This is a genomic window from Blautia sp. AF34-10 (assembly GCF_003477865.1).
Taxonomy (GTDB): domain Bacteria; phylum Bacillota; class Clostridia; order Lachnospirales; family Lachnospiraceae; genus Fusicatenibacter; species Fusicatenibacter saccharivorans.
Genome location: NZ_QUED01000014.1, coordinates 31,738 through 56,191, shown reverse-complemented (window position 1 = coordinate 56,191; position 24,454 = coordinate 31,738). Strand labels below are relative to the sequence as shown.

Sequence of the window (24,454 nt, the reverse complement as noted above, 5' to 3'; positions counted from 1 at the left end):
ATCCCAATCATCTCCTGTTGTGGTCTACTCGATCACTGCCCGGCTTCCTACACCATCCCGGCTTCGATTTTTCGTCACAATGATTTTTTTCTCAATCCGCTCTTTTAACTTGGGCACATGAGAAATAATTCCGACCAGACAGTTTCCATCCGCCAGACCTTCCAGTGCTTTCACCGCCTGATTCAGGGACTCTTCATCGAGAGAACCAAAACCTTCGTCCACAAACATGGAATCTAACCGGATTCCTCCTGCATACGACTGAATTTCATCTGACAGGCCAAGTGCCAGCGAAAGCGATGCCTGAAACGATTCGCCGCCGGAGAGCGTGCGGACACTCCGCTCCGTTCCGTTATAATGGTCAATCACATTCAGTTCCAATCCGGCTTTTTCTTTCTTATTCGTGCCGTCTTCCTGCCGTTTCAGCTCATACTGTCCCTGGCTCATCGTCAGGAAACGCACATTGGCTTTTCGCAGAATCCGGTCAAAATACGCCATCTGCACATACGTTTCCAGTTCAATCTTTTGCTTTCCGCTCACATTTCCACATGCGGTATCCGCAAGCGCATTGACCCATTTGTACTCTTCTTCCACGGTCTGCATCTGACTTTGCTGATTCCGAATGGCATCATATGTGTTCTGATTCGTATTTGCCGCGTGATACTGCTCGTTATAACGCTGATCCAGAACCTGTTTCTGTTCGGAAAGTCCCCTTAAATCTTCCTGTAATTCTATTTCTGACGGGAGTGGCTGTTCCTGTGAATCCGCTGTTTCTAACGCCTGAATCGCCGTAAGCGCCGCCTGTACTTCCGTCAGTTTTTTCTGTATGGCATCCAGTTCCTCTTTTGCTGTTTTCTGTGCTTCTTCCAGCCGTTCTTTCTGTGCTTCCCAGGCTGCAATATGTTCCAGAAGTTCTGTTTCTTCTTTTCCCGCAAGCTGCGCCTCTTTTTCCCGGATCTTTTCCAGCAGTGCTTTTCTTTCAGCCTTTTGTTCCGTTTCCCGCAGCTCTTTTTTGCGAATTTCCTGTTCTCTTTGCTCCGTTTTCTGTGTTTCTTCCTGGATTTCCTGTCGGATCTTTTTCAGTTCCTCCTGTTCTGCAAGAATACATTGTTTCTGTTCTGTCAGTTCTTTTCGCTTTTGTTTCAGCCAGTGCTGTTCCCATACAGACCGAATCCACAGTTCTCTTTCCGCATCTGCAAGTTTTTCTGCGATTTCCGATCCCGTAAATTCATTTATCTGTTTTTTCACCGTTTCTGCACTTACCAGATCCTTCAGCTGCTCCTTCCCATCTCCAGGCCTGCCTTCGGATTTCGCTCCTGTTTTCTGCTGATCCTGTTCTGCCCAGATCGCTCTCTGCTCTTCCAGATTTTCCAGCAGTTTCTCTTCTTGTTCCTTCCATCTCTTCCGATCGCTTTGCAGTACTTCAAGACGGCTCCGCACCTTCTGCAGCCGCTCATGATCCTCTTTCCGCTCAGCTTCCGCTTTTTTCTGCCGTGCGATACATTCTGCACGGCGGCTCACCTTTGCCCGCGTGGCAGCAATCTCTCCCTCACACTGTTTCTGTCTGTTTTTCCGGAAGGAAATCACCTGGGCAATCTGATCAGCCAGGGAGTTTCTGTCCTCGCTCTCCCCCGGACCCTTTCTTTGCGCAGGATTCTTTTTCTCCATAAAAGCAGTCGTTTTTTGCGCCTCCGCAATTTCTTTTTCCAACTGTTCTTCCATTGCTCTTTTGGTTCCTTCTGCCCGGCCAAGCCGTGTCTGTTCCGCTGCAATGGTCTTTTTATGCTTTCCAGTCTTTTCTGCCGTTCTGTCTGTCTTTTTTCCAGTTCCGCATATTCCATCTGACGTACTTTCTGTGTTTCTTCTTCCTTCCGAAGCTGCTCTGCCTTCTCGACCGCTTCCTGTTGAAATAAAACATCCGGCATCTGTGAAAGTCGCTTCTGTTCGTGTTCTTTCTGACTCTCGGGCAGTTCTCTTAACAGCCATTCCGTTAGCTGTGCACGTTTTTCCTTTACCTGTCTGCGGCAGCTGCCCGCAGCCTCGCTTTGTCCCGCAGCCGCTTCCTCCTGCATCCGAAGTTCTTCTTTCTTGTGATCCAGCGTTTCTTTATCTGGCGTATGTTCTGCTCGTCTGGCAGGCTGCGGATGATGAATAGCGCCGCAGACCGGGCATGGTTCTCCCTCTGTCAGTTTTTCTGCCAGAATTCCCGCCTGTGCATCCAGAAATAAAGATTCCATCGCCTGATATGTTTCCCGTAAAGCATCTCTCTTTTTGATTTCACGCTGGTATGCACCTTGCTTTTCTTCCAGTTCTTTGCGTCCCTGCTCCCAGCTTTCCAGCAGATTTTCCAGCGTTTCCAGCTTCTGGTGGTATTTTTCCTGCAGCAGCGCGGCTCCGTCTCTTTCGGCCAGATGTTCTGCCGTTGTCGCGATATCCGCCTGTAAGTTCTCTTCTTCCTTTCGCAGTTGTGTCACCTGCGCGGCAATCTGCGTCCTTTCAGCCGTCGTTCTCTCCAGCTGTTTTTTCGTTTCTTCTAAAGTGTGGATTTTCTGTTCCAGATTTTTCTTTTCATCCAGCAGTTTTTCGCAGACCTGATCCTGCCCGGCCAGCCTTTCTGCCTCTTCGGCTGCCCTGGCCGCTGTCTCCTCTGTTTCTTTTATTTTTTTACAAAGAACGCTTTCCTCTTCTTTGTTTGCCGTTTCCTCTTTGACTGCGCCTGCAATTGTCTCGCAGTATGCTTCCATCTGCTGTATCTGCTCTGCGGCATACGCTTCTTTTTGTTCCGTCCGTGCAAGTTTCACCTCCGCATCAGAGAGACGTTCTTCCCGTGCTTTCTTCTGTTCCAGGACTTTTTTTGCACGCTCCTGCTCTGTCTGAAGCTGTTCTTTTGCTTCTGTTGCTGCCTGCAGTTCCTTTTGCAGCTGTGTCATTGTACTTTGCTCCTGCTGCACTTTTCGCAGCAGTTCCAGACACACTTTTTCTTCCCGAATCTGCTCTTCCAACTGCTTACAAATCTCCGCCTCTTTCTCTGCCTGCTCACTTCTCTTTTTCTTTTCTTCTTCCTTCGGAAGCAGAGTCTCCCATTCTTTTTCTTTCTGCTCTTTCTCTTTTTGTCTCGTCTGTCGCTCTTTTATTTTTCCCAAAAGCTGGTTTTTCTTTTCGATCTCTTCATTTAGCGTACTCTGCTCGTCTTGCAGCGCCTTTAATTTCTCATCGTCCCATTCGATGCAGCGTGCAAGCAGTTCCATACCGCGCATAACCTGGCCGTCGAATTTATTTTTCTTCAGCCGGTCAAACTCTTTTTTCCATTCTGCCTCTTCCGGGCAGACAACATTGTCCAGATACTGGCTGATGCTGCGTTTCTTTTCATCGTATATTTTCCAGCGCTCCTTTGCTGCTTCCCGCAGGCGCTTCTGCAGCTCCTGATAAATCTCTGTGTGAAACATTTTCCGGAAAATTTCACTCCGATCCGCTGTTCCTGTCAGCAGAAGCTTCTGGAAATCTCCCTGCGCAATCATCGCAATCTGTCGAAACTGACGCTGATCCAGCCCGAGAAGTTCTGTCACTTTCTTTGTCACTTCCGAAGTTTTCGTAACCGGCTGCCGCTCATCCGGAAAAATCAGTTCTGCATTCGCTTTCTCCATCGTCATGCCCTGTCCGCGGTCCTTCGGGCGCAGATATTCCGGGTTTCTCTTTACCGTATAGTCCTTTCCCTGATACGTAAACGTAAGCTCTACGAAGGTACGCACCTCCGGTTTTGCATACTTACTGCGGAACATTTCGCCTTTCCGGATTTCACCGCTCGCTTCCCCGTAAAGCGCAAACGTAATGGCATCAAAAATCGTTGTTTTTCCCGCGCCGGTGTCCCCCGTAATCAGATACAGACCGCCGCCCAGCCGATCAAAATCAAGTTCCATCCGGTCCGCATACGGTCCGAATGCACTGATGACTAATTTCTTTGGTTTCATGCCTTCATCCCCCGTAACAATTCTTCCACCAGCGCTTCCTGCTGTGCGGTCATGCTCTGATTATTCTGTAATTCATAAAATTCCCGGAACAGTTCCAGTTCTGATTTTTCCGCCACTCGTTCCGCCGTGCCAATGTCTGCAGCAGATCGGGTTCTTTTGTTATCGTACTCCAGGCGCATCAGGTTCGGATAGATCGTTCGGAGTTTTGCCATTCCATCCGGCACATCTTCTTCATCCGTCAACGTCACCAGAAGGTAATCCTCGCAGTCGCTGTTCTCATAAAATCTTTTTGCCGTGACTTCCAGATACGTCCCCCGGATTTTCCTGAGATCGTGCAAGGGCTTTAATGGAATTGTTCTAAGCTCCACCGTTCCTTTTTCTTTTAATTCGATCACCGTAATCGTTTTTTCCTGTCCTGCTTCCGAAAAAGAATATTTCAGCGGCGAACCGCAATAGCGAACCGTGTCTCTTTCCACCTTCTGTGGGCTGTGGATGTGCCCCAGTGCAGCATAATCAAACTTTTCAAACAATTCTGCCGGAATCTGATCCAAGTCGCCAACCTGCAGTTCTTCTGCATCACATCGTTTTGCCCCGGTTACGAACTGGTGGGCCAGAATCACATTTCGATCCTGTTCATCAACCAGATCCTGTTCCAGTGCAATCCGAACTGCATCCGCTGTACACATTACTTCTTCCGCACGCTCCGGCAGGGCATGGCGCACCACCGCAGGCCGTAAAAACGGAAGCAGATGAATCCACACCGTGCCATACGCATCCTGCAGCGGAATTTTCTCTATCGTTCCATTGTATACCTTTGAAAAATAGATCCCGCTTTTTCCCATCAGGCTGGATCCAAATGCCAGACGCTCGGCGGAATCATGGTTTCCACTGATAATAAAAGTGAGAATCCGATTGGTGGAAAGCTCTGTCAGAAACGCGTCAAAAACCTGAACCGCTTCTGCACTTGGAATCGTACTGTCGTAAATATCTCCGGAAAGCAGTACACCATCTGGTCTCTCTCTTTTTGCAGCATGCAGAATCTGCGACAAAATGTACTTCTGATCCTCGATCATCGAAAATTCATTGACTCGCTTTCCGATGTGGAGATCGGATAAGTGGAATAATTTCATAAGCGCCTCCCTGTCATTTTCCATGGTATTGTAATCTGCAGGGCCCGCCACTGGCAGCCCCCTCCGAACGTAAAACAACAAAAGCCCCTGCTTTCGCAGGAGCTCTCTCTTTCGTAGCGAGAGGGGGATTCGAACCCTCGACACCGCGGGTATGAACCGCGTGCTCTAGCCAACTGAGCTATCTCGCCATACTATATTTTTAGAAGTATGGGGCCTACAGGGCTCGAACCTGTGACCCTCTGCTTGTAAGGCAGATGCTCTCCCAGCTGAGCTAAGACCCCATATCTGTTTTCTAGCAGTTCTTACGTCCTGCTGACAATATGTATATTAGCACGCTTTGTTCTGTTTGTCAACGATATTTTTTGAAATTTTTCAAATTTTTTCTTTTGTTTCTACAATACCAGCGATTTCATGTCCTTCCGGCATATGCTGTCTTTAACTATCCATTCTTCTAACAGATCTTTCAGGGCATTTGCACTGACCGGTGCATAAGCACTTGGCTTTACCACCGCAGTATTTCCTGCCGCAATGGCATCTACCAGCGGTTCTAACGTCAGCAGAACAGGGTAATTCCACGGGCTCATAATCAGCACATTGCCATAAGGAGAAGGGCTTCGATAACTTTTTGCAGCGAACTGCGCCAGCGGTGTTCTGACATGTTTTGTTCTGCAAAGCCGCCCTAAGTGCTGCTTCATCCAGCGGATTTCCCCCTGCACCAGTCCAATCTCACACATCACACTCTCCGTCTTGCTCTTTCCAAGATCCGTATGCAGCGCTTTGCAGAGGATCTGCTCCTGTTTTTGCAAGGCCATTTCCAATCTGCTCAAAGCCTCCATCCGCACATACAAACGCCCATTTAATGCGGTACGAACCGAAACAATACGATCCGCATTTACAATCGTTGTCTTTGATGCACGCTACATACATTTTCTTGTTATTTTCTCTTCCAGCTGATACAGTCTGCTTTTAATTTCATAAAACTTATTTGACGTATAAGCAAACACCTTGTTTTGCACTGCCTAGAAATATAAAATATCTTCTGTTCTTATGGAAACACATTCTTTCTTTTCTGTGTATCCCCGGATAGATTCCCCTTTGCTTCTTACATACTCTTTTATTTCTGCAAATTCTTTCGTAAAATTTACATATTCGAGTATAACGCCCTCTTTTTCCGGGTCATCGATCTCTCTTTCTGCAATATTCATAACTGTCTCTTTTCTCATTTTTTATTCATTCTATAGTCGAAGGATATATTTACTTCCCATCTTTCTCCGGAAGAGCTGTCATGCACAAAAAAATAATTCCAAATACCACAACACATCCCACCATAAGCATCACCATCTGATTTACACTTACTACAGACCCCTGGAACTTCGGGTTACAATCCAGTGTATCACGAATCGCAGTAATCATTTCTTCTGGCAGCTGATTGTTCTCCATCTCTTCGAAGATTCCACGGAGCATATGATTTTTCAGCAGGGAAGTTCCGTAGGTACTTGGCAGATACGACAGTACTTTCTGCAGACCGCTGCCGAAATTTGAAATCGGCATGTAGCTCCGCATAAAAATCCATACCCGGCACTTACGATTGTTCCCACTGCGGATAACTGACCCTGGGTTGTCAGTGGAAAACTGACGATGCTTGACAACGTGCTTCCAAAGAGTACCAGTAAAATTTCATCGAGAAGAACCCAGAGTACATCTACAGCGCTCATATACCAGCCCATTTTGTACATATAGCCAAGCATAATACCAGCGCAAGCCCATTCACCAGCAGGGAATTGACTACAGTAGATAAAAAATACCCAAGATAAAGCTGTGCTTTGCTGATTGGCGATACATTAAAATCTTTCCTTGTTCCGTTTGCCCGGTCCTGTACCATCGTAAGATTCACGCAGAATGTCACAGTCACACAGCTGACTGCCAGAAGAGCCGCGGCAAGCTGTGCGGCCACCGTTCCATCGATCAGTTTGTCTGAGATTATAATCATGTCCGGGATCGCGGACACAAAGGAATCTCTGTATACGTTTGCCAGAAATGTAGCATACAGCAAAATCAGAATTCCCGGAGTAATTAAAGCTGAAAAAAACATTCCTCTGTCTTTAAAAAACAATTTTCTGTTTCGACTTATAAGTGCAAATACTGCCTTCATCTGTGCTCACCTCCCAATGTTTTTCCTGTTACGGCAAGAAATACATCATCCATTCTGCCCTTTACCACTTCATAATCACGGAATATTTCCTGATGTTCCACGATCAGCCGGGTAGCCTCTGCGGTATTTTTTACTTTTAACTGATAGCCATCCCGGATCTTTTTATACTCTCTGCCCAGTGTTTTGATTTCTTCTTCTGTCACACCATAAACAGACATAGTGTCCTGCACATACTCATTTTTCAGCTCAAAAGGAGTTCCTTCTGCCACGATGCTTCCTTTATCCAGAATCACCACATAACCGGCATTTGCAGCTTCTTCCATGTAGTGCGTAGTCAGAAAAACTGTCAGCTTTTCTTCCACTCGAAGTTTTTCAATGATATCCCAGATCAAAAGCCGCGTCTGTGGGTCAAGTCCTGTCGTTGGTTCATCTAAAATCAGAAGTTCGGGCCGATGCAGCAAGGCTCTTGCAATATCAATTCTTCTTCTCTGTCCGCCGGACAGTTTTCCGACCGGCCGGTTCAGATAATCTCCGAAATCAAAAATCTCCACCAGTTCCCGCAATCTTTTTTCAAACGCTTTTCCTGTTATTCCATAAAGCGCTGCTCTGTTTTTCAGATTTTCCCTGACGGTAAGTGGCTTGTCCAGCACACTGTCCTGAAATACCACGCCAAGCATTGTTCCAACTTTCCTTCCGATCTTATCCAGATCTGTGCCCTGGATCTGAACCGTTCCGCTGTCTTTGCGAAGCTGCCCGCAGATGATCGAAATCGTTGTGCTCTTCCCTGCCCCGTTTACACCAAGGAATGCAAAGAGCTCTCCTTTTTTCACCTGAAAACTCAGATCATTGACTGCTTTTACATCACCAAAGCTTTTCTTTAAACGAGTGATTTTAATCATATCTGTTTCCATTACGCCTGCCCTCTCCTTTGATTTCTTTGCTGTTCCACATAAAAAATATCAGACAATTTCAATTGATACAAAACGTGATTTTTATATCCACATACCGATGTTTGTCCAAATACAGCTTCCCGAACATTCTGCACCCAGGATGCTTCCCTGTTGTGGCAATATACCATAACATGTTCTTCCTGCTTTGGATCAATCTGTTCCACCTCACATGTCATCCATCTCACCCCCAGTTATTCCTATTTCTTTTATATATGATTTTACAGCATTCGTCCAGTCTGCATGATATGAAATGCAGAAATTCGCGGGTAAGATGCCAATTTCTGTTGTCTGCTCGTCTGGCGCATAGGAATTCATAAAAATAAGTGGAAAGCCATGTCAATGGACATGCAACTTTCCACTTATTCATTTTCATAAATTTTTTAATCACTTGAAACTCCACGTCATGAATTCCCGCTTATCTTAATACTTTTGTACAAACTTTCTTCTTGTCAGACTTCGCACACGGGCTTCCAGCTCTTGCAGATGAAATGGTTTTTCCATATAATCATTTGTCCCCGCATCAAGACCGTCAACCTTATCAGCGATCTGACTTCTCGCAGACAGAATCAATACCTTTGTCTCTTCATTTTCCTTTCGAAGTTCCCGGAGAATATCCATCACATCCATCCCCGGAAGGTTAAGATCAAGCACGATCAAATCATACATTTCCGCATAGATCATATCCAGTGCTTCCTCTCCGTCATTACACGTGTCTACCTCATAACCTGCCTGATGCAGACTTTTCGCAATCATATCACATAATTTCTTCTCATCTTCAACAACTAATAATCTCAATTTATTTTTCTCCATTTTTTTAACAGGAATTTTACACCCTCTATTGTATAATGCAAACATCGAAAGGCCAATAAACGGACTTTGAACATTGAAAGGAGTATTTTAATGAAATCTGAAAAAGCACACAAATTCTTTTACTTGCAGCCGGTTTGGTGTTTTTCCTTGTCGGGATCTTCCGCGGAGAAGCAGCGGTTGTTCTTAGTAAGGCAATAAAATTATGTATGGAGTGTGTAGGAATTGGATAAGAAAATGAAATCAAACAAAAACTTTCTGGCCCGCTTCCGCGGATGGATTCAGGCAGCTGCTACACTGCTGACCAACATTCACATCCCGAATCTGTTTAAAGGGAAAATTTATCAGGGAAATGTAAAAACGATGTGCGTCCCGGGACTAAACTGTTACTCTTGTCCTGCCGCCACAGGTGCCTGTCCGATTGGAGCTTTTCAAGCCGTGGTCGGTTCTTCAAAATTCAAATTTACCTACTACATCACCGGATTTTTCATCCTGTTAGGTGTTCTGTTAGGGCGGTTTATCTGTGGATTCCTCTGTCCGTTTGGATGGTTCCAGGATCTGCTGCATAAGATTCCGGGCAAGAAACTTTCCACCGCAAAACTGAAGCCTCTGCGGTATCTGAAATATGTGATTCTGGTCGTCTTTGTTATACTACTTCCGGCATTTGTAACCAATTCACTTGGTATGGGAGATCCTTTCTTCTGCAAATACATTTGCCCACAGGGCGTACTTGAAGGCGCAATTCCGCTGGCACTTGCCAACTCAGGAATCCGTGCCGCACTCGGACATTTATTTACATTTAAGTTCACAATCCTTGCGCTTTTCATCATCCTGAGCATCTTGTTTTACCGTCCATTTTGTAAATGGATCTGCCGCTGGGTGCTATTTACTCACTGTTTAACAAGGTATCTTTTCTTAAGATTCAGGTTGATCATGAGAAATGTGTTAGCTGCCAGAAATGTAGTCGTGTCTGTAAGATGGATGTCAATGTAGTAGACACACCAAACCATCCGGAGTGTATCCGATGCGGAGAATGTATGAAAGCCTGTCCGACTGATGCAATCTGCTATCATTACGGATTTTCAACTAAGAAACAGGCTGAAAATAAAAACTAATAAAACGTAATTTAAAGGAGATTTAAAATCATGAAAAACAAAACACTTAGAACAAACTCAATGAAATTAAAAACGGTAATTGCTGCATCCCTTGCCATTTCTGTACTTTTTGCGTTTACAGGCTGCGGAAATTCCTCCTCAACAGACAATACAAACACAAAACAGGAATCTTCTTCCACAACAGAAACGGGCAGCGCAGACGAGCTGAACGAAAAACGGAATGACCTTTACCAGCAGGAAAACCAGCTTTTTGTTGATCACAAAGATGCATGGGACAAAGCCTTTGGTCTTATGAACAAGAACGCTGCCAGTGATGCCATGAGCGAAAACTATGCTGATTCCCTCGCAAGCACAGTGGAATCTAACAAAGACTCTTTCTCTGAAGAAGAATATGAAACTCTGTGCAAAGACATCGAGACAATCCGCGGAATTGAAGAAGAAATTGCCAAGCTTGAGAAGGAGATTGCTGCATCCGATTCCTCTGACAGCTCTTCCTCCAAATCAGACGAATCCACAGCTGTATTCAAAGGTTTCAAAGGAAAAGATCTGGATGGAAACGATGTAGATGACAGTCTTTTCGCTAAAAATAAAGTTACAGTTGTAAATTTCTGGTTCAGTGGATGCAAGCCATGTGTCGGAGAGCTCTCTAAGCTGAATGAATTAAATGAGAAACTCAAAGAAATGGGTGGCGAAGTTGTTGGTATCAACATGGATACTTTAGACAACAATGAAGCCGGAATCAAAGAGGCAAAAGAAATCCTGAAAGCTCAGGGCGCTTCCTACAAGAACCTGACTTTCGATTCTAATTCAACAGTTGGAAACTATGCTGGAAAAGGAAACATCATGGCATTTCCTACAACCGTTCTTGTAGATAAAGACGGAAATATCGTTGGGGAACCTTTCATGGGTGGCATTGACGATCAGTCAAACTACGATCAGCTGATGAAGCAGATTCAGTCCGTACTGGACCAGAAATAATTTACATAAATATCCTAGTTAGGGGGCAGTTACTGTTTGCAGTAACTGCCCCCTAACATCATTAATAATGAAGGCGTCCCAGGACAGCTTCATAGTTTCCTCCAATAGCTTCATAGCACTCTCGCATTGTCATATTTTGGTCCTCCTGTCAATTGTATTCCACTAATTCATGAACCTCTGCTAATCAATGATATACATACCTTATAATCGTTTTTATAACTTCATCAATCACAATCGGCTTTGACAAATGTGCGTTCATTCCTGCATCCAGTGATGCCTGAACATCTTCTGCAAATGAATTAGCTGTCATTGCTATAATAGGAATGTTTTTTCCATCCGGTCTGTCATTCATTGCCCTGATTGCTTTTGTCGCTTCATAACCATTCATTTCAGGCATCATGATATCCATCAAGATTACATCAAATGTGCCTTCCGGATGATTTCTGAAAATCTCAACAGCATTCTTTCCATCCACAGCTCTTTCTACATTCATCCCGAACTCTTCCAACTGCACGGCAGCAATCTCTGCATTCAGTTCATTATCCTCTGCAATAAGAACATTCACACCTGTAAGATTTACCTTTTCAGAAAAACCTGTGTCTGACTTATTACATTCCTTATCTGTAATTTCCAAAGGAATATCCACAGTAAATGTGGTTCCCTCATGCTTTTTACTCTGCACGGAAATGGTTCCACCCATCATATCTACATACTTCTTTACGATAGCCATCCCCAGTCCAGCTCCATGGTACTGCGTTCTCACATCGGAATCTTCCTGTGCAAATTCCTCAAAAACTTCTTTTGTAAATTCCTCACTCATGCCAATACCAGTATCCGAAATGCGGTAACGCATATTTATATATCCATCCCCGCCCTTTTCCTGACACCGGGCTTCAAATGTAATCGTCCCTCCATCCGGAGTGAATTTCACGGCATTGCTCAGAATATTGACCAGCACATCACGCAGGCGTGCAGGATCCGCAAGTACATTTGGAATCTTTGCATCTTCACGCTGAATCTTAAAGTTGATATCCCTGTTCGTAAGAAAGCCTTTTATAATATCCAATGCAGAATCTGTAATGTTTTTCACATCCGCCGGTACCGGATTGTATTTCACTTTTCCACTTTCTATGCGGGTCAGATCTAATACATCATTAATCAGCGACAGTAAATGCTCTGAGCTTTCGTCAATCTTTTCCAGACAATTTTTCACTTCGTCTGACGGATTGTTTTTCATGGCAATACCGGTAAATCCTATGATTGCATTCATCGGTGTCCTCATATCATGGGACATATGTGACAGAAATGCTGTTTTTGCCTTGTTTGCAGCCTGTGCATGCTCTGCCAGTTCCGCCATTTCCTCAGCTTTCTCCTGGGCCGCCTTCTGAGCTTTTTTTCTTGCACTGAGACGCCCCATTGTCCCAGCCATAGCAGTCAGCAGCCATCCAAAAATAAGTAAAACCAAAACAGTAACAACAGGATGCAGACGGATCCAGTCAACTAATGTCAGCTCTGTTGCTTTGTATGTGGTATACTGTGCTGCAAGATCTTCAACAAGATTTTGGGGCATGGCATACATTGCTTTCGTCAGAATACCAGCCAGCGCATGGTTCTCAGTTGATGAAATTACCATGCGGTAGGTGAATGTAGGCTGTTCCAGCAGAGTATATGTCATGGTGCCCGTAGTGTCACTGTTCACAAACGCCTGTGCCATGTAATAGTAGACGAAGGCAGCATCTGCTTTACCCTCACGGACAGCTTCCATCATTTCCTGTCGGGTACTGCACATCAGTTTTTCTGCACCGGGTGCCATTGCATCTTCAATGGAATTTGATGCTGTCTGGTCAACCGTAGTAACAACATTAATTTTTCCATCAAAGTCACGCCGTGTCACCCTTGCCAGCTGCATCGTAATGAAAGGTGCAGTAATCCCCCATTTTTTCGTCTCAGCATAATTATCTGTTTCCAGGCGTGCATCGATGCTCATATCTGTGGTTTCCGTATTTTTCTGATAAGCAATATACTCATCTCTGGTAGCAGGTGTAAGAAACTCATAGGAAATCCCGGCATAGTCTGCAATTTTCCGGAAGTAATCCGGGATAATACCCTTCATCTCACCATTTTCATTATAAGAATATGGATAACGGGTCGGATCACACAGAACATGAAGCGGGTTGTCCTTGGAATACTGTGAAATAATGCTTTTTTCTTTCTCCGTATATTCCAGATTCTTAGTTTCGATGCTTTCATAATTTTTATTATAAAGTGTCGTTTTCCAGTCACCCTCAACTGCATTCATCTGGTCGATTGCATAATTGATCTCATTCAGCAATTCTGTATTACCTTTTTTAACCATGACATAGAAATCGCTGCTGTCAAATTTATCCACGATACGCTCATTGTTTGTTTTTCTCAGAGAACTAGCAGCAATAGCATCAACATTTCCACTCTGAAGAGCTTCCTCCATCTCTGCGGTCGTATCAAAATAAAATGGATCATATGTAAATCCTTTGTTGCCTGCAAAATCCGCAAAACTCTTTATCTCGGAGCTTCCATTCAAAAACGCCACACGCATACCGTTGTAAGTACTGTAATTGCCATCCACAATCGTGCTGTTGTCACTGCGGACGGTCAGCATCCCATAATTGGTTCCGATCGGACGTGAAAAATCAAACTTTTCTTCTCTTTCCGGTGTTTTGCGGGGAGATGTTACCATATCAATCTCGCCATCTTCAAGCATCTGCTGCATATCATCCCAGCTCTTATCATATCCGACATATTCGTAATCTACATCCCAATAACGGGCCATCAGCCGAAGAAAATCATAGCCATACCCGCTGCGGTTGCCTTCTTCATCCATCACATGATAACCATCCATGGCAAAGAAACCGACTTTGACAGTTTCATGCTGCGAACTGTCCTCGGCTGCATATGCAGTCTGGGGAGAAAATATCATACACACGCATACAAAAGCCAGTAATACTGCCACATATTTCTTTGCTCTCGAAATCATATTAAATCTCCTGTCTGTCTGTCAAATATATTTCTCTATACATCTCCTTGTCAACCTCCTGGTTTAATAAAATTGCACTACCGCATCAAATCCATTTGTCACTGTTCAGTGACCTGCGGTTCGGTCCCCCCCACCGGTCTTTATGCTTCTGAACTTGAAGACAGTTTTTCCTGCCTCAATCTTGCTCATATCCAGAACGTCATTGATAATTCCCAACAGATGCTGTGATGAAATATCTATTTTATCTGCATACTCTATAACTTTTGCTTTATTTCCTGCATCATGTCTGATCAAAGATGTGATACCAATGATTGCATTCATAGGTGTACGAGTATCATGCGACATTATTGTTACATCTATGAAATAATACCGTAAAAAAGCACTGCCAGACAGTGCACGTCATTTCATGCAACTGGCTGCCATTTTACAGGCCCTGTAGCTTTGCGTCCCAGACTTTCATCTGGTTTGCCGATTTCCTTATTATAGCTTTTAGACTTACGCAAAAAACTGATTTTATTATACTATAGTACTCTACTGTACACAAGAAAAACATTACCGTTTTAACGCCCAAAAACATATTGTCATTATACTGTCATTTTTTTAAAAACTTATTCCGTTTTTCAACTTCTATGATATAATGCTTTATTATAAAAACTCCAATGAATAAACTGAGGTGAACCAAGTGAAGAAAAAAACACTTGTGCCTCTTATTATTTTTTTACTGGGCATATGCCTTGTTGGTTTAATTGTATACAAAACAGACACCCATGAAAAAAATCAGAGACACATATTGGCACAATTAAACGCAACCACCTATGGTGAACGCATAAAGAATGAAATTGCAGATGGAATTGGAATTACAGATACTTTGGAACAGATCTTAATCAGTGAAAATGGCGAAATCCATCAGTTTGAGACGATTGCCGGGAATCTTATGTCTGATTCTATTGAAAGCGTGCAGCTCGCTCCTAATGGTGTTGTAACAGATATTTATCCGGCTGAAGGAAATGAGGCAGGTAAGATCGATCTGCTCCATGATAAAGACCGTAAAGAGATTTCCTGTTATGCAAGAGATAACCATGCAACCATTACGCAGGGGCCCTTCGAATTAAAACAGGGCGGTTATGGAATTGCAGTCCGCAATCCAGTCTACCTGAAAGATAAAAGCGGACAAGAGTATTTCTGGGGATTTACCATTGTTATCCTGCGTGTTCCGGATATTTTTTCAGATACAGTCAGTGCGCTTTCAAATTTTGGATATGAATACAAAATTCTGAAAACAGACATTCCCTGGAGCGATACTTATAAAGTGGTTTATCAGTCAGATGGTCAAATAGATCATCCGGTTTCTTACGCTTTTACAGTAGGGGATGGAACCTGGAAGCTTGAGGTAACTCCTAAAACCGGATGGAGAAATAACACACTACTGATAATTATCAGTGGTATGTTTCTTACTATAAGCCTTCTTCTGTCAGTACTTACCAGGGTATGGCTGATAGCAAAAGAACACAAGAACAAATATAAAATACTGGCGCGCACAGATTCTCTTACAAATATTTATAATCGCTATGGATTTGATGAATTAGCAGAAAAAATAATTTCTAAAAATCCACAAACACATTTTGTGGCTGCGCTCCTTGATATTGATGACTTTAAGTTTATCAATGATATCTATGGCCATAGTTACGGAGACAAAGCATTAAAGAGTCTGGCAGACAGTATGAAAGCTTTTTTCCCATCCGATGCATTGTTTGGAAGAAATGGTGGTGACGAATTCTGCATTCTTTTACCAAATTGTACCTTTAAGGAAGCAGATAAACAGCTGCAGCAATTCACTAATCTTCCAAAAACGTTTTCATATCACGGTAAAGAACTCGCATTTTATATATCTCTCGGATATGCAGAATATCCAACATTTGCAGCCAGCCCTTCACAGCTTATGCGCTGTGCAGATGCAGCTCTTTATGAAATAAAACTGCATGGAAAAAACGGATGTATGGCTTACAGAAAAGGTCTCCAGTCAGGAGTCCGCAAACAGCTTGGATTTGCACTGAAGGATATCTCTGAACACCTTCCAGGTGCATTTATCATATATAGAGCAGACAAAGAAGATGATGAGCTCTTTTATGCAAACCACGAATTTCTTCATATGACTGGTTATAAGAGCATGGATGAACTATTCAGGCTTACTCAAAAAAGGTTCCGCAATCTGATCCGACAAGATGAACAACAACAGATTGAAACAAGCATCTGGGAACAGATTGACACAGGCAATGAAAATGACTATATTCACTTTCATCTTCGAAAAGCTGACGGAACTTATCTTTCCGTGCTTGATCATGGAAGAATCGTAGAAAGCCAGCAATACGGAAAAGTATTTTATGTATTGTTCATGGATTGGGAAGATATGCATCTTCGTTACAGTGATAAATTTTCCGAATAAATAAAAAAAACTGCTAAAAAGTTGTTAACCGAACTTCTTAGCAGTTTTTTTTACTAATCTACCAGATTGTTTTGTAACGTACTGATCAATTCCTCTATAACAATTGGCTTGGATAAGAAGCCATTCATACCACATTCCAGTGCTTTCTTTTTGTCTTCGTCAAAAGCATTGGCAGTCATGGCAAGGATGGTAATTCCCGCCAGCGCCGGATCCCTAAGGGCACGGATCTGCTTCGTGGCCTCATATCCGTTCATTACCGGCATCTGCACATCCATCAGCACCAGATCATAATTACATGGCTTCGAATTCTTAACTTTCTCCACTGCCTCTGCCCCATTTTCTGCAGTATCAACCATGAAGCCATATTCGTTAAGGATCTCCACCGCAATTTCACGGTTCAGTTCATTGTCTTCCACAAGCAGTATGCACCTGCCTCTGAAATCTGAGCTTGTCTCAGGAAGAACGGGATTCTCCTGCTCAGCCTGATTCTGGCCGATAGCAGCCATCAGGGTATCTCTGATATCTGACATAAAAAGAGGCTTCGCACAGAATGCAGTCACCCCTGCAGCCCTGGCTTCCACTTCGATGTCTGACCAGTCATAAGCAGTCAGGATAATGATCGGCGTATCATCACCAAGACTGCGGATCTGTCTGGTGACCTCAATGCCATTCATATCCGGCAGACGCCAGTCAATAATATAAGCATGGAATGCATCCCCAAGCTCCATAGACTGCCTTGCACGCAGAACAGCCTCCTTACCGGAAAGTGTCCATTCCGAACGCATTCCAACCTTCACAAGCATCTTTGTCACACTGTCACAGGTATTAAAATCGTCATCTACAACCAGAGCCTTAAGGCCCTCCAGCTCTGCAATCTTCTCTATACGGTGATTCTCAGGCTGAGTCCGAAATGGCAGACGGACAATAAATTCTGTGCCTTTCCCCTGCTCTGTCCGGACCTCAATGGTACCACCCATCATATCCACAATATTCTTGGTGATGGCCATGCCAAGTCCTGTGCCCTGGGTTCTGCTCACAGTGGAAGTCCGCTCCCGCTCAAAAGGAGAAAAGATCTTCTGTACAAATTCCTGACTCATGCCGATTCCATTATCCTTTACCCGGATCTCGTATAGTTCACTGCCTTTTACTGTCCCTGGATACTGTTTCAGCCGGACAGATACAGTTCCGCCTGCAGGAGTAAACTTGATTGCATTGGACAGCAGATTCAGCAGCACCTGATTCAAACGTGTCTTGTCGCAATAGACATCCTCATTGGTAACATCCATTGCATCCATATAAAGCTCCAGCTGTTTCGCATGGATCTGCCCGCTAATGATGGTCTTCAGATCATGAAGCACATCCGACAGACTGACCTCCGTTTCTTCCAGATGGATCTTTCCACTCTCAATCCGGCTCATATCCAGGATATCATTGATCAGTGAAAGCAGATGTTTACTGGAGGAAAGGATTTTGCTCAGATAATCTCTGACTTTTTTCTGATTATCAATATTACTTACAGCCAGTGTGGTAAAGCCGATGATCGCATTCATTGGTGTCCGGATATCGTGAGACATATTGGAAAGGAAAGTACTCTTAGCCCTGTTTGCTGTCTCCGCCGCACGGACTGCCTCAGAAAGTGCCTGATTCATTTTCCAGTCAGCAGTACGGTCTGACATAACCAGGATGTATTTCTTTTTCCCATTTACCTCACTGCCCATTGCAATATTATGGAACCCGCGTTTTTCCCCTGTTTTCTGATGAACATATTCAAAATCCCATTCTCTTTGTTCATTCACCTGGATTTCCTCAAGATAATTTTCCTCCGGATTTTCATGTTCCTCTGGATGCAGTTTTCCCAGAACACGAATATCTTTGCGAATCTGTTCTACCGTAATACCAAGCAGTTTTTCCGCATTTGGGCTTATATAGTCTGCCTGATATGTTTTTGCATCCAGCATCAGAAAAACGTCATCCACATTCATTGACAGCTTTTGAAAAAGCTCGTCTCTGTACCGGATCTGTGTGTCCTTTCTTCTAAGGCTTATCCTGTTTTTTTGAATAATAAGGCCGATAAAAAAGGCGGCAATACAGAACAAAACCGCAGCCACAAGAAGCATTGTACTACGCTGCAGACTGTTCATACTGGCATTGACAATATCCGCCTGTACAAGTCCCAGAAATACCCAGTCCTGAATATCTGATTTTTCATAGACCAGATAATAGTTTCTTTCATCCAGATTTACCAGCATCGCATCGGTGCGTCCCGCTTTAAACTTCTCCGAAAGCTCATTGATCTCTTTTTCAGACATATTGGAATGCTCTCTCAGAACACCAAAGAAATTGTACACATTCCCCCATGACTCAGAAGAATGATCGACCACAACACGGCCATCCGGATGAACAACAAAGCTCTGGGCATTTCCATTGAAAGCAGAAATGTCCAGCACATCTACGATATCAGAGTTTTCATAGGCAATGGCAATTGCATCATATTCAAATCCCTGATAAATTCCATGGGCCCTGGGAGTAGCAAAAACAAGCAGCTGAGACTTTCCGGGAACTGCTGCATTCGCTATCACATCATTTCCCTGCCGGATCTCCTCTTCAATGTTTTCCTGTAATCCAAGGTACCCGGTTTCCCCTGTCGCCATCTTGTAATCCCCGTCAGCTGACAGAAAAAGAAATCTAAGAATCCGGCATCTTCCTGCGCTTTCTTTATATAATTACGAATTTCGTCTTCGCTGGAGGTATTCTGCAGATTCTCACCCCACATATGAAGATAGGTCAGATTCTTATCTGTCAGTTCTCTCAGCATGTTATCAGACTGATGAAAAACTTCCGTCAGATGAGAAACACTTTCCTCATAAACAGTTTTCGATACAAATCCAAAATATCGGAAAACCATCAGAACAATTCCCAGTAAAACAGCTGTAAAGACAGCTATCTGGAATGGTTTTCCCATGACAGGTTTCTTTCTGCCTTTATTATGATTCTTAATATCCATTCTTCTCACCTCAGAGTCATGTAGTCTTCAGGCTCTGCAAGAATGGCATCACCATCTGAAACATATCCTGTCCAGGTGTCTTTCACAAAGGTATCTTCTCCATCAAACACAATATTCTCATCTGCCGGATAATCTTCCATGTGTTTAGATATCGCAAGGCAGGTTACCGTGAAAGTATCCTCGTCCTGAACTTTTTTTCCATCTTTTGTAACTTTGCTCAATATGTAACCATCATCTGTTTCTTTGACTTCCACGGAAATGCCGCTGACCACAGGCAGAGAGCCTCGGTTAAACGGAATAAATCCGCCCTCATAGCCTTCTACAAAATTTTTGACTGTCTCTTTCAGTTCTGCTCCGCTCATCTTGCTGCTGTAAGCCGAAAGACTATTTGGCATGATCATGTCTCCCGCCATTTTTTCTGTATAGCCGGCTTTCAGCACGTTTCCCGTAAAGCTGTTTCCGGTTGCAATCAGCACATCTGTTCCATAAATGCCACGCAGAGTGTTTGCCATAACAGAATATGCTTCATTACCTCCACTGCTGTGGAAACGACTGGAATAAGCCTTCTGTGAATCCAATACTATTTTCTCAGAAGTGGATTTCTCCTCAAGGAGCTGGGCATTAAATGACTGATAAGCCTGCCCTGCATCATATTCTCCTGAAATCATCTTAGACACCACATCCTTGGACACAGAGAAAAAGTCATTTGACGCAATACGGATATACATATGGTTTTCCTCTATCACAGGTTTCACATCTTTCATATATTGTGTAAGATGGAGTTCCACATCCTGACTGTAGCTTAACAGATCCTGTCCATCACTAATGATCCGGTTCTGCGCATCCTCCGAAAGCATTGTGTCCAACACCTTCATTGCTTTCTTTCGACGTGTCTCATCCTGTGTCAGATCTCGGTTTAAAGCCACCTGGAAATATGGCGTAGTCATAATCCACTTTTCACCGTTCTCCTGAAAGAATGGAAGAAACGTTGTGTTGATCCCCTGATCCTGAAACATTTTTACACCGGCAGAGCTGCCAAAGTACATGGCAAGCTTGCCACTTTGATACATTTCAACTATGTCATCATAATTCATATCCAGATCATCCTGACTCAGACCGGTATCCTGGATAAACTGCTCCATACGTTCAAAAGCCTCCGGCCAGACTGTACTGTCCAGACCTTCTCTTTTTGTGTTATCCGGGTCACTGTAGGCAGTACGCCACTTACGTCCTTCCACAGAAGACAACTCTGATGCTGACAGCCCCTGCAGTGTCTCCATACAGGTATAATCATAATAGTAGTCTGCAGTAAAGCCACGAATACCCACCTGGTCAAATGCCTGGCAGGCAGAGACAAAGCTTTCATAATCTGTCGGAAGAGGGATATCATACTTTTCAAAAAGGTCTTTGTTCACTACAAAGCCATGGGCATCTGCACACACCGGAAGCCAGTTTACGCTTCCATCCTCATTCATAAAATTGCTAAGGTATGTATCATAGACAGCGCCTGACGCATTGGTTGTGGAAAGATCCATCAGCTGTCTTTCAAGGAACTTGCATCATGAAGTGAAAAGCGACAGCAGGTTATAATATCCGGCAATCCACCATTTTCATTCAGAAATCTGTAGAAATCAAGATCGTTGTTGCCTACAACAAATTCAACATTGATATCCGGGAGCTGTTTCTGGATGTATGGTGCATATTTTTCATACAGGCTTGTGCTCCATAAGTACACCGTGATTGTGTCTGCATCTTCTTTCTCTGCACTTTTACTGCCACATGCTGACAGTAGTGATACGGCTGTCACCATTGCCAAAAGTACAGCCAAAACTCTGTTCCATTTTATTTTTTTCATTACAAGTTCTCCTTCATTTGCCCTGTCAATATATCCAGCAATTCCTAATTTTTTATCACCCCACCAATCTATGAATTACTTTTATCAGTAATTCCATATCAACAGGCTTAGCAACATGTTCATCCATTCCTGCTTCTTTTGCTCTTATTCTGTCCTCCGTGAAGGCATTTGCTGTCATTGCAATGATCGGTACCTCCTTTGCATCCTCTCTGTCCAGAGACCTGATCATCTTTGTGGCTTCATAACCATTCATTACAGGCATCATAATGTCCATAAGAATGACATCAAATTCACCAGGTTCACTTTTTCTGAACAGCTCAACCGCTTCCTGCCCATTCCACGCTTTAATCACGTCCGCGCCCTCATTTTGAAGCATAAATTCAGCGATTTCCATATTCAGCTCATTATCTTCCGCCAGAAGAATATGCAATCCCTTTATAGATTTTTCGGATACCTCCTTCTGTTCTTCACGTTTATCCGCATCCGGATCTATTTTAAATGGAACCCGGGTCACAAATGTCGTCCCTACGCCTTTTTCACTTTCAAAAGTAATGGTTCCACCCATTTTCTCGACCAGCTTCCTTGCAATGGCCATTCCCAGTCCGGTTCCGACAAACTTTGTGCGGCTTCCTGTATGTTCCTGTGCAAATGGTTCAAAAATATGTTTCTGGAACTCCTCAGTCATTCCGATTCCTGTATCCCGGCAGATAAATTCCATTGTCGTCATTCCTGGCTGTTCGGATGGGATTTCCATGCAGCTAAGATAAATATGTCCATTTTCTCTGTTATATTTCACTGCATTGGACAGGATATTCATCATCACACGTTTTACATACCCCGGACTTCCAATAAGAGCACGGTGTATGATTTCTTTTTTCTCCCATACAATCCGGATATTCTGTTCTGCAGCAATCTGTTCAATTACAACAAGCACTTCCTCAGAGATTTTGCTCAGATTAAATGGACTCTCTTCCAGAACAACTTCACCCGACTCCAGCTTACTCATGTCCAGAACATCATTTACCAGTTCCAGCAACAGATTGGATGCCGCTTTAACCTTTGTTCTGTATTCCTTCTGCTTCTCCATATCATCTGCATAATGGTCTGCCATATTGATCAAACCGTAGATTCCATTAATCGGAGTCCTGATATCGTGGCTCATACGATGAAGGAACTCTGTTTTTGCCTCATTGGCGGCTTCTGCCTTTTTTGCTGCTGTCAGAAGTTCTGCTTTATATTTTTCATCTTTTTCAAATTCTTGTTTCCGGTGCGCCAGATTGGTTCTGTATGTCCAGAACCAGAATATGCCGAACATCAGAAAATAAAGAAAAATAACACCTATAACACTTAATGGAAGATTACAAAACACTTCCGTATCCGGAAGATATGCGTAGATATAATAATCACGCTGTTTCAGCATGATTCCATAACATCCAATTCCTTCCTTCCTAAAATGATAGATATGCTGACTGTCTGTATGCTTTTTCATTGCCTGAACAACTTCGTTGTCGGCTGTATTCTGTCCCAACAGGCTCTCATTATTGCTGGCAACAACGATTCCGTCATCTGCAACGATAATCGTTCCATCTTTCTGGATACTATAACCATTTAAAAGCCCCTGTATCGTCAGCGTATAGTTTCTGGCAAATTCAGGAGATGTGTAATAATAGATTGCAACGATACCCGGTGCATCTTTTCTGGCGCAGGCTGCAATGTCAATAAAGGATCCATCTTCCCTGGTAAACCGTTCCGAATAGCTTCTTTCTTCATATCCGGCAAAATCCATGATAATTTCTTTTTGCAGATACTCCGTAATCTCATTAGCCAGAGACTCATCCGTGCTGTATTCACAGTCCGTCTTTCCTTCTGCATCCAGTACAATGATACCATCCACCCATAGAGTCTGCAGGTTTTCCTTCAGGAAATCCCGGCTTAGCTGACCGCCGTTTTCTATTTCCATATCGATATTCGTACTCATCTGTCTGGCACTTTCAATCGCACGGAGAAGACTTTTGGATTCCGAAGATTCATTATAATGGGTGTAGGTGGAACACTGCACTTTGACATAATTTACAATCTCTACCATTCTTTTCTCTGCTTCCGCTTTCTCCGCATGAAAGAAATAAAACAGAGAAACTACAGCCACACAGATTCCAATCAGACCACCGAATAGCTGGATTCGTTTTTCTTTTTTCTTTCTCTTAATATCCAAGATCATCCACCTCCAGATACTTCTGGGGATCATCCAGATATTTTTCAATAATTTTCAGGGATGTGCCATCCTGGCGCATTTCTTCCAGTGTCTGATCCATCTGCTCACAGATTCCCCTGTCATCCTCTTTTGCAAAAGCAACTCCTATCCCCACAACCATCAAAGGTTCTTCAAGGATGCGGAAGCTTGTATCATAATCCTTCATATACTGGACAATAGATTCCTCATGTGCGGCGACTGCATCTACATATCCTTTCCCAAGAAATGTATAGATCAGCTCCCTGTGTCCCAGACTGATCAGATTGCCCAGCTTGGGGATTCTCTGATCCGTCCGGTTCAGAAAGATGCCTTCCGGTTTGGTTGTGGACTGAACAGCCAGGTTCTTTCCCGCCAGGTCACTCAGTTTATAGAGATCACTGTTCTCATTTACAGCGACCACCTGCCGGCTTGCTATATATGGTCCCGCCCAGCGGTAATCGTCAAGGCGTCCTTCCATGGAAAAGCAGCCCATGATACAGTCAATCTCTCCGCTCTCCACCAGTTCTTTTTTCTTCTCCCAGTTGATCTGGACAACCTCCACCTGATATCCCATTCTTTTGAAAGCTTCCGCAGCCAGTTCTACATCGATTCCCGTCGGTACACCATCCTCATTCAGATAATTGTATGGTGGATAGCTGTCGCTGCCGAGGGTAATAACAGGCTTTTCGGTTTTTTCTTTCGTGTTATCTGTGTTTTTACACCCCGCCAGGGTGACTGCTAAAATCCCTGCAAGCAGAATGCCTGCAATCACTCTTTTTCCTTTCATTTTCTGTCTATCCCTAACTCTCCTT

At 43.7% G+C, this 24,454-nt stretch carries 17 protein-coding genes, 2 tRNA genes, 4 pseudogenes and 1 riboswitch; of the genes and pseudogenes, 4 read left to right on the top strand and 19 right to left on the bottom strand.

Annotation, left to right across the window (positions count from 1 at the left end; genetic code table 11):
- Positions 1-24 precede the first annotated feature (24 nt).
- The 12 genes and pseudogenes from DWZ60_RS10165 to DWZ60_RS10115 form a co-directional block, all read right to left on the bottom strand.
- On the bottom strand, positions 25-1,665 hold the full coding sequence (locus tag DWZ60_RS10165; protein ID WP_199669416.1) for an SbcC/MukB-like Walker B domain-containing protein: 1,641 nt from the start codon (positions 1,663-1,665) through the stop codon (positions 25-27).
- Complete coding sequence (locus tag DWZ60_RS10160) at positions 1,581-3,965, bottom strand: AAA family ATPase (RefSeq protein WP_119221610.1); 2,385 nt, start codon at positions 3,963-3,965, stop codon at positions 1,581-1,583. The genes DWZ60_RS10165 and DWZ60_RS10160 overlap by 85 nt, the downstream gene beginning before the upstream one ends.
- Positions 3,962-5,146 carry an exonuclease SbcCD subunit D gene (locus DWZ60_RS10155; RefSeq protein WP_330422250.1) on the bottom strand — a complete coding sequence of 395 codons (1,185 nt, stop codon included), beginning with the start codon at positions 5,144-5,146 and terminating at the stop codon, positions 3,962-3,964. The genes DWZ60_RS10160 and DWZ60_RS10155 overlap by 4 nt, the downstream gene beginning before the upstream one ends.
- A gap of 63 nt (positions 5,147-5,209) precedes the next feature.
- Positions 5,210-5,283 (bottom strand) — tRNA-Met (locus DWZ60_RS10150).
- Between the two features lie 20 nt (positions 5,284-5,303).
- A tRNA-Val gene (locus DWZ60_RS10145) sits at positions 5,304-5,376 on the bottom strand.
- Positions 5,377-5,487: 111 nt separating this feature from the next.
- Positions 5,488-5,931, bottom strand: coding sequence for an aldehyde dehydrogenase family protein (locus DWZ60_RS10140; protein WP_119221609.1), 444 nt, complete (start codon positions 5,929-5,931; stop codon positions 5,488-5,490).
- Positions 5,932-6,114: 183 nt separating this feature from the next.
- Positions 6,115-6,318 (bottom strand): hypothetical protein, encoded by a 204-nt coding sequence (locus DWZ60_RS10135; RefSeq protein WP_117812821.1) that lies wholly within the window; start codon positions 6,316-6,318, stop codon positions 6,115-6,117.
- Between the two features lie 31 nt (positions 6,319-6,349).
- Positions 6,350-6,646: a hypothetical protein gene (locus DWZ60_RS19895; RefSeq protein ID WP_330422249.1), complete on the bottom strand. Its 297-nt coding sequence runs from the start codon at positions 6,644-6,646 to the stop codon at positions 6,350-6,352.
- A 160-nt stretch (positions 6,647-6,806) separates the two neighbouring features.
- Complete coding sequence (locus DWZ60_RS19890; RefSeq protein ID WP_330422248.1) at positions 6,807-7,085, bottom strand: hypothetical protein; 279 nt, start codon at positions 7,083-7,085, stop codon at positions 6,807-6,809.
- A gap of 158 nt (positions 7,086-7,243) precedes the next feature.
- On the bottom strand, positions 7,244-8,158 hold the full coding sequence (locus tag DWZ60_RS10125; RefSeq protein ID WP_119221608.1) for an ABC transporter ATP-binding protein: 915 nt from the start codon (positions 8,156-8,158) through the stop codon (positions 7,244-7,246).
- Entirely contained in the window at positions 8,158-8,361 is a 204-nt protein-coding gene (locus tag DWZ60_RS10120) for a hypothetical protein (protein WP_147326118.1), read from the bottom strand. The genes DWZ60_RS10125 and DWZ60_RS10120 overlap by 1 nt, the downstream gene beginning before the upstream one ends.
- A gap of 262 nt (positions 8,362-8,623) precedes the next feature.
- Positions 8,624-9,052: pseudogene (locus tag DWZ60_RS10115) on the bottom strand (response regulator); the annotation flags it as partial.
- A 68-nt stretch (positions 9,053-9,120) separates the two neighbouring features.
- Between DWZ60_RS10115 and DWZ60_RS18180 the strand changes: the two are divergent.
- The 3 genes and pseudogenes from DWZ60_RS18180 to DWZ60_RS10100 all read left to right on the top strand — a co-directional run bounded on the left by DWZ60_RS18180 (position 9,121) and on the right by DWZ60_RS10100 (position 11,097).
- The gene (locus DWZ60_RS18180) at positions 9,121-9,237 is read left to right on the top strand and encodes a CD1871A family CXXC motif-containing protein (RefSeq protein ID WP_119221607.1); all 117 of its coding nucleotides are present in this window, start codon (positions 9,121-9,123) and stop codon (positions 9,235-9,237) included.
- Positions 9,230-10,119 (top strand): annotated as a pseudogene (locus tag DWZ60_RS10105) (4Fe-4S binding protein). Before DWZ60_RS18180 ends, DWZ60_RS10105 begins: the two are co-directional and overlap by 8 nt.
- A 30-nt stretch (positions 10,120-10,149) precedes the next feature.
- Positions 10,150-11,097 carry a TlpA disulfide reductase family protein gene (locus DWZ60_RS10100; protein WP_119221606.1) on the top strand — a complete coding sequence of 316 codons (948 nt, stop codon included), beginning with the start codon at positions 10,150-10,152 and terminating at the stop codon, positions 11,095-11,097.
- Between the two features lie 184 nt (positions 11,098-11,281).
- Here DWZ60_RS10100 and DWZ60_RS10090 read toward each other — a convergent pair whose 3' ends face one another.
- Positions 11,282-14,110 (bottom strand): hybrid sensor histidine kinase/response regulator, encoded by a 2,829-nt coding sequence (locus tag DWZ60_RS10090; protein ID WP_119221605.1) that lies wholly within the window; start codon positions 14,108-14,110, stop codon positions 11,282-11,284.
- Positions 14,111-14,260: 150 nt separating this feature from the next.
- Positions 14,261-14,455: pseudogene (locus DWZ60_RS10085) on the bottom strand (sensor histidine kinase); the annotation flags it as partial.
- 59 nt (positions 14,456-14,514) lie between these two features.
- Positions 14,515-14,590, bottom strand: a riboswitch (cyclic di-GMP riboswitch).
- Between the two features lie 202 nt (positions 14,591-14,792).
- Between DWZ60_RS10085 and DWZ60_RS10080 the strand changes: the two are divergent.
- On the top strand, positions 14,793-16,553 hold the full coding sequence (locus DWZ60_RS10080) for a diguanylate cyclase domain-containing protein (RefSeq protein ID WP_119221604.1): 1,761 nt from the start codon (positions 14,793-14,795) through the stop codon (positions 16,551-16,553).
- A gap of 53 nt (positions 16,554-16,606) precedes the next feature.
- On the opposite strand, the pseudogene DWZ60_RS10075 reads toward DWZ60_RS10080, so the two are convergent.
- From DWZ60_RS10075 to DWZ60_RS10060, 5 genes and pseudogenes are all read right to left on the bottom strand, one after another.
- Positions 16,607-19,557: pseudogene (locus tag DWZ60_RS10075) on the bottom strand (ATP-binding response regulator).
- Between the two features lie 5 nt (positions 19,558-19,562).
- A complete protein-coding gene (locus DWZ60_RS10070) occupies positions 19,563-21,092 on the bottom strand; it encodes an extracellular solute-binding protein (RefSeq protein WP_243038291.1) in 1,530 nt (509 codons plus the stop codon).
- Positions 21,092-21,412, bottom strand: a complete 321-nt coding sequence (locus tag DWZ60_RS18175; RefSeq protein ID WP_243038290.1) for a hypothetical protein — start codon at positions 21,410-21,412, stop codon at positions 21,092-21,094. Before DWZ60_RS18175 ends, DWZ60_RS10070 begins: the two co-directional genes overlap by 1 nt.
- Positions 21,413-21,467: 55 nt before the next feature.
- Complete coding sequence (locus tag DWZ60_RS10065) at positions 21,468-23,630, bottom strand: ATP-binding protein (protein WP_119221603.1); 2,163 nt, start codon at positions 23,628-23,630, stop codon at positions 21,468-21,470.
- The gene (locus tag DWZ60_RS10060; protein ID WP_117761575.1) at positions 23,614-24,429 is read right to left on the bottom strand and encodes a substrate-binding periplasmic protein; all 816 of its coding nucleotides are present in this window, start codon (positions 24,427-24,429) and stop codon (positions 23,614-23,616) included. The genes DWZ60_RS10065 and DWZ60_RS10060 overlap by 17 nt, the downstream gene beginning before the upstream one ends.
- Positions 24,430-24,454 lie beyond the last annotated feature (25 nt).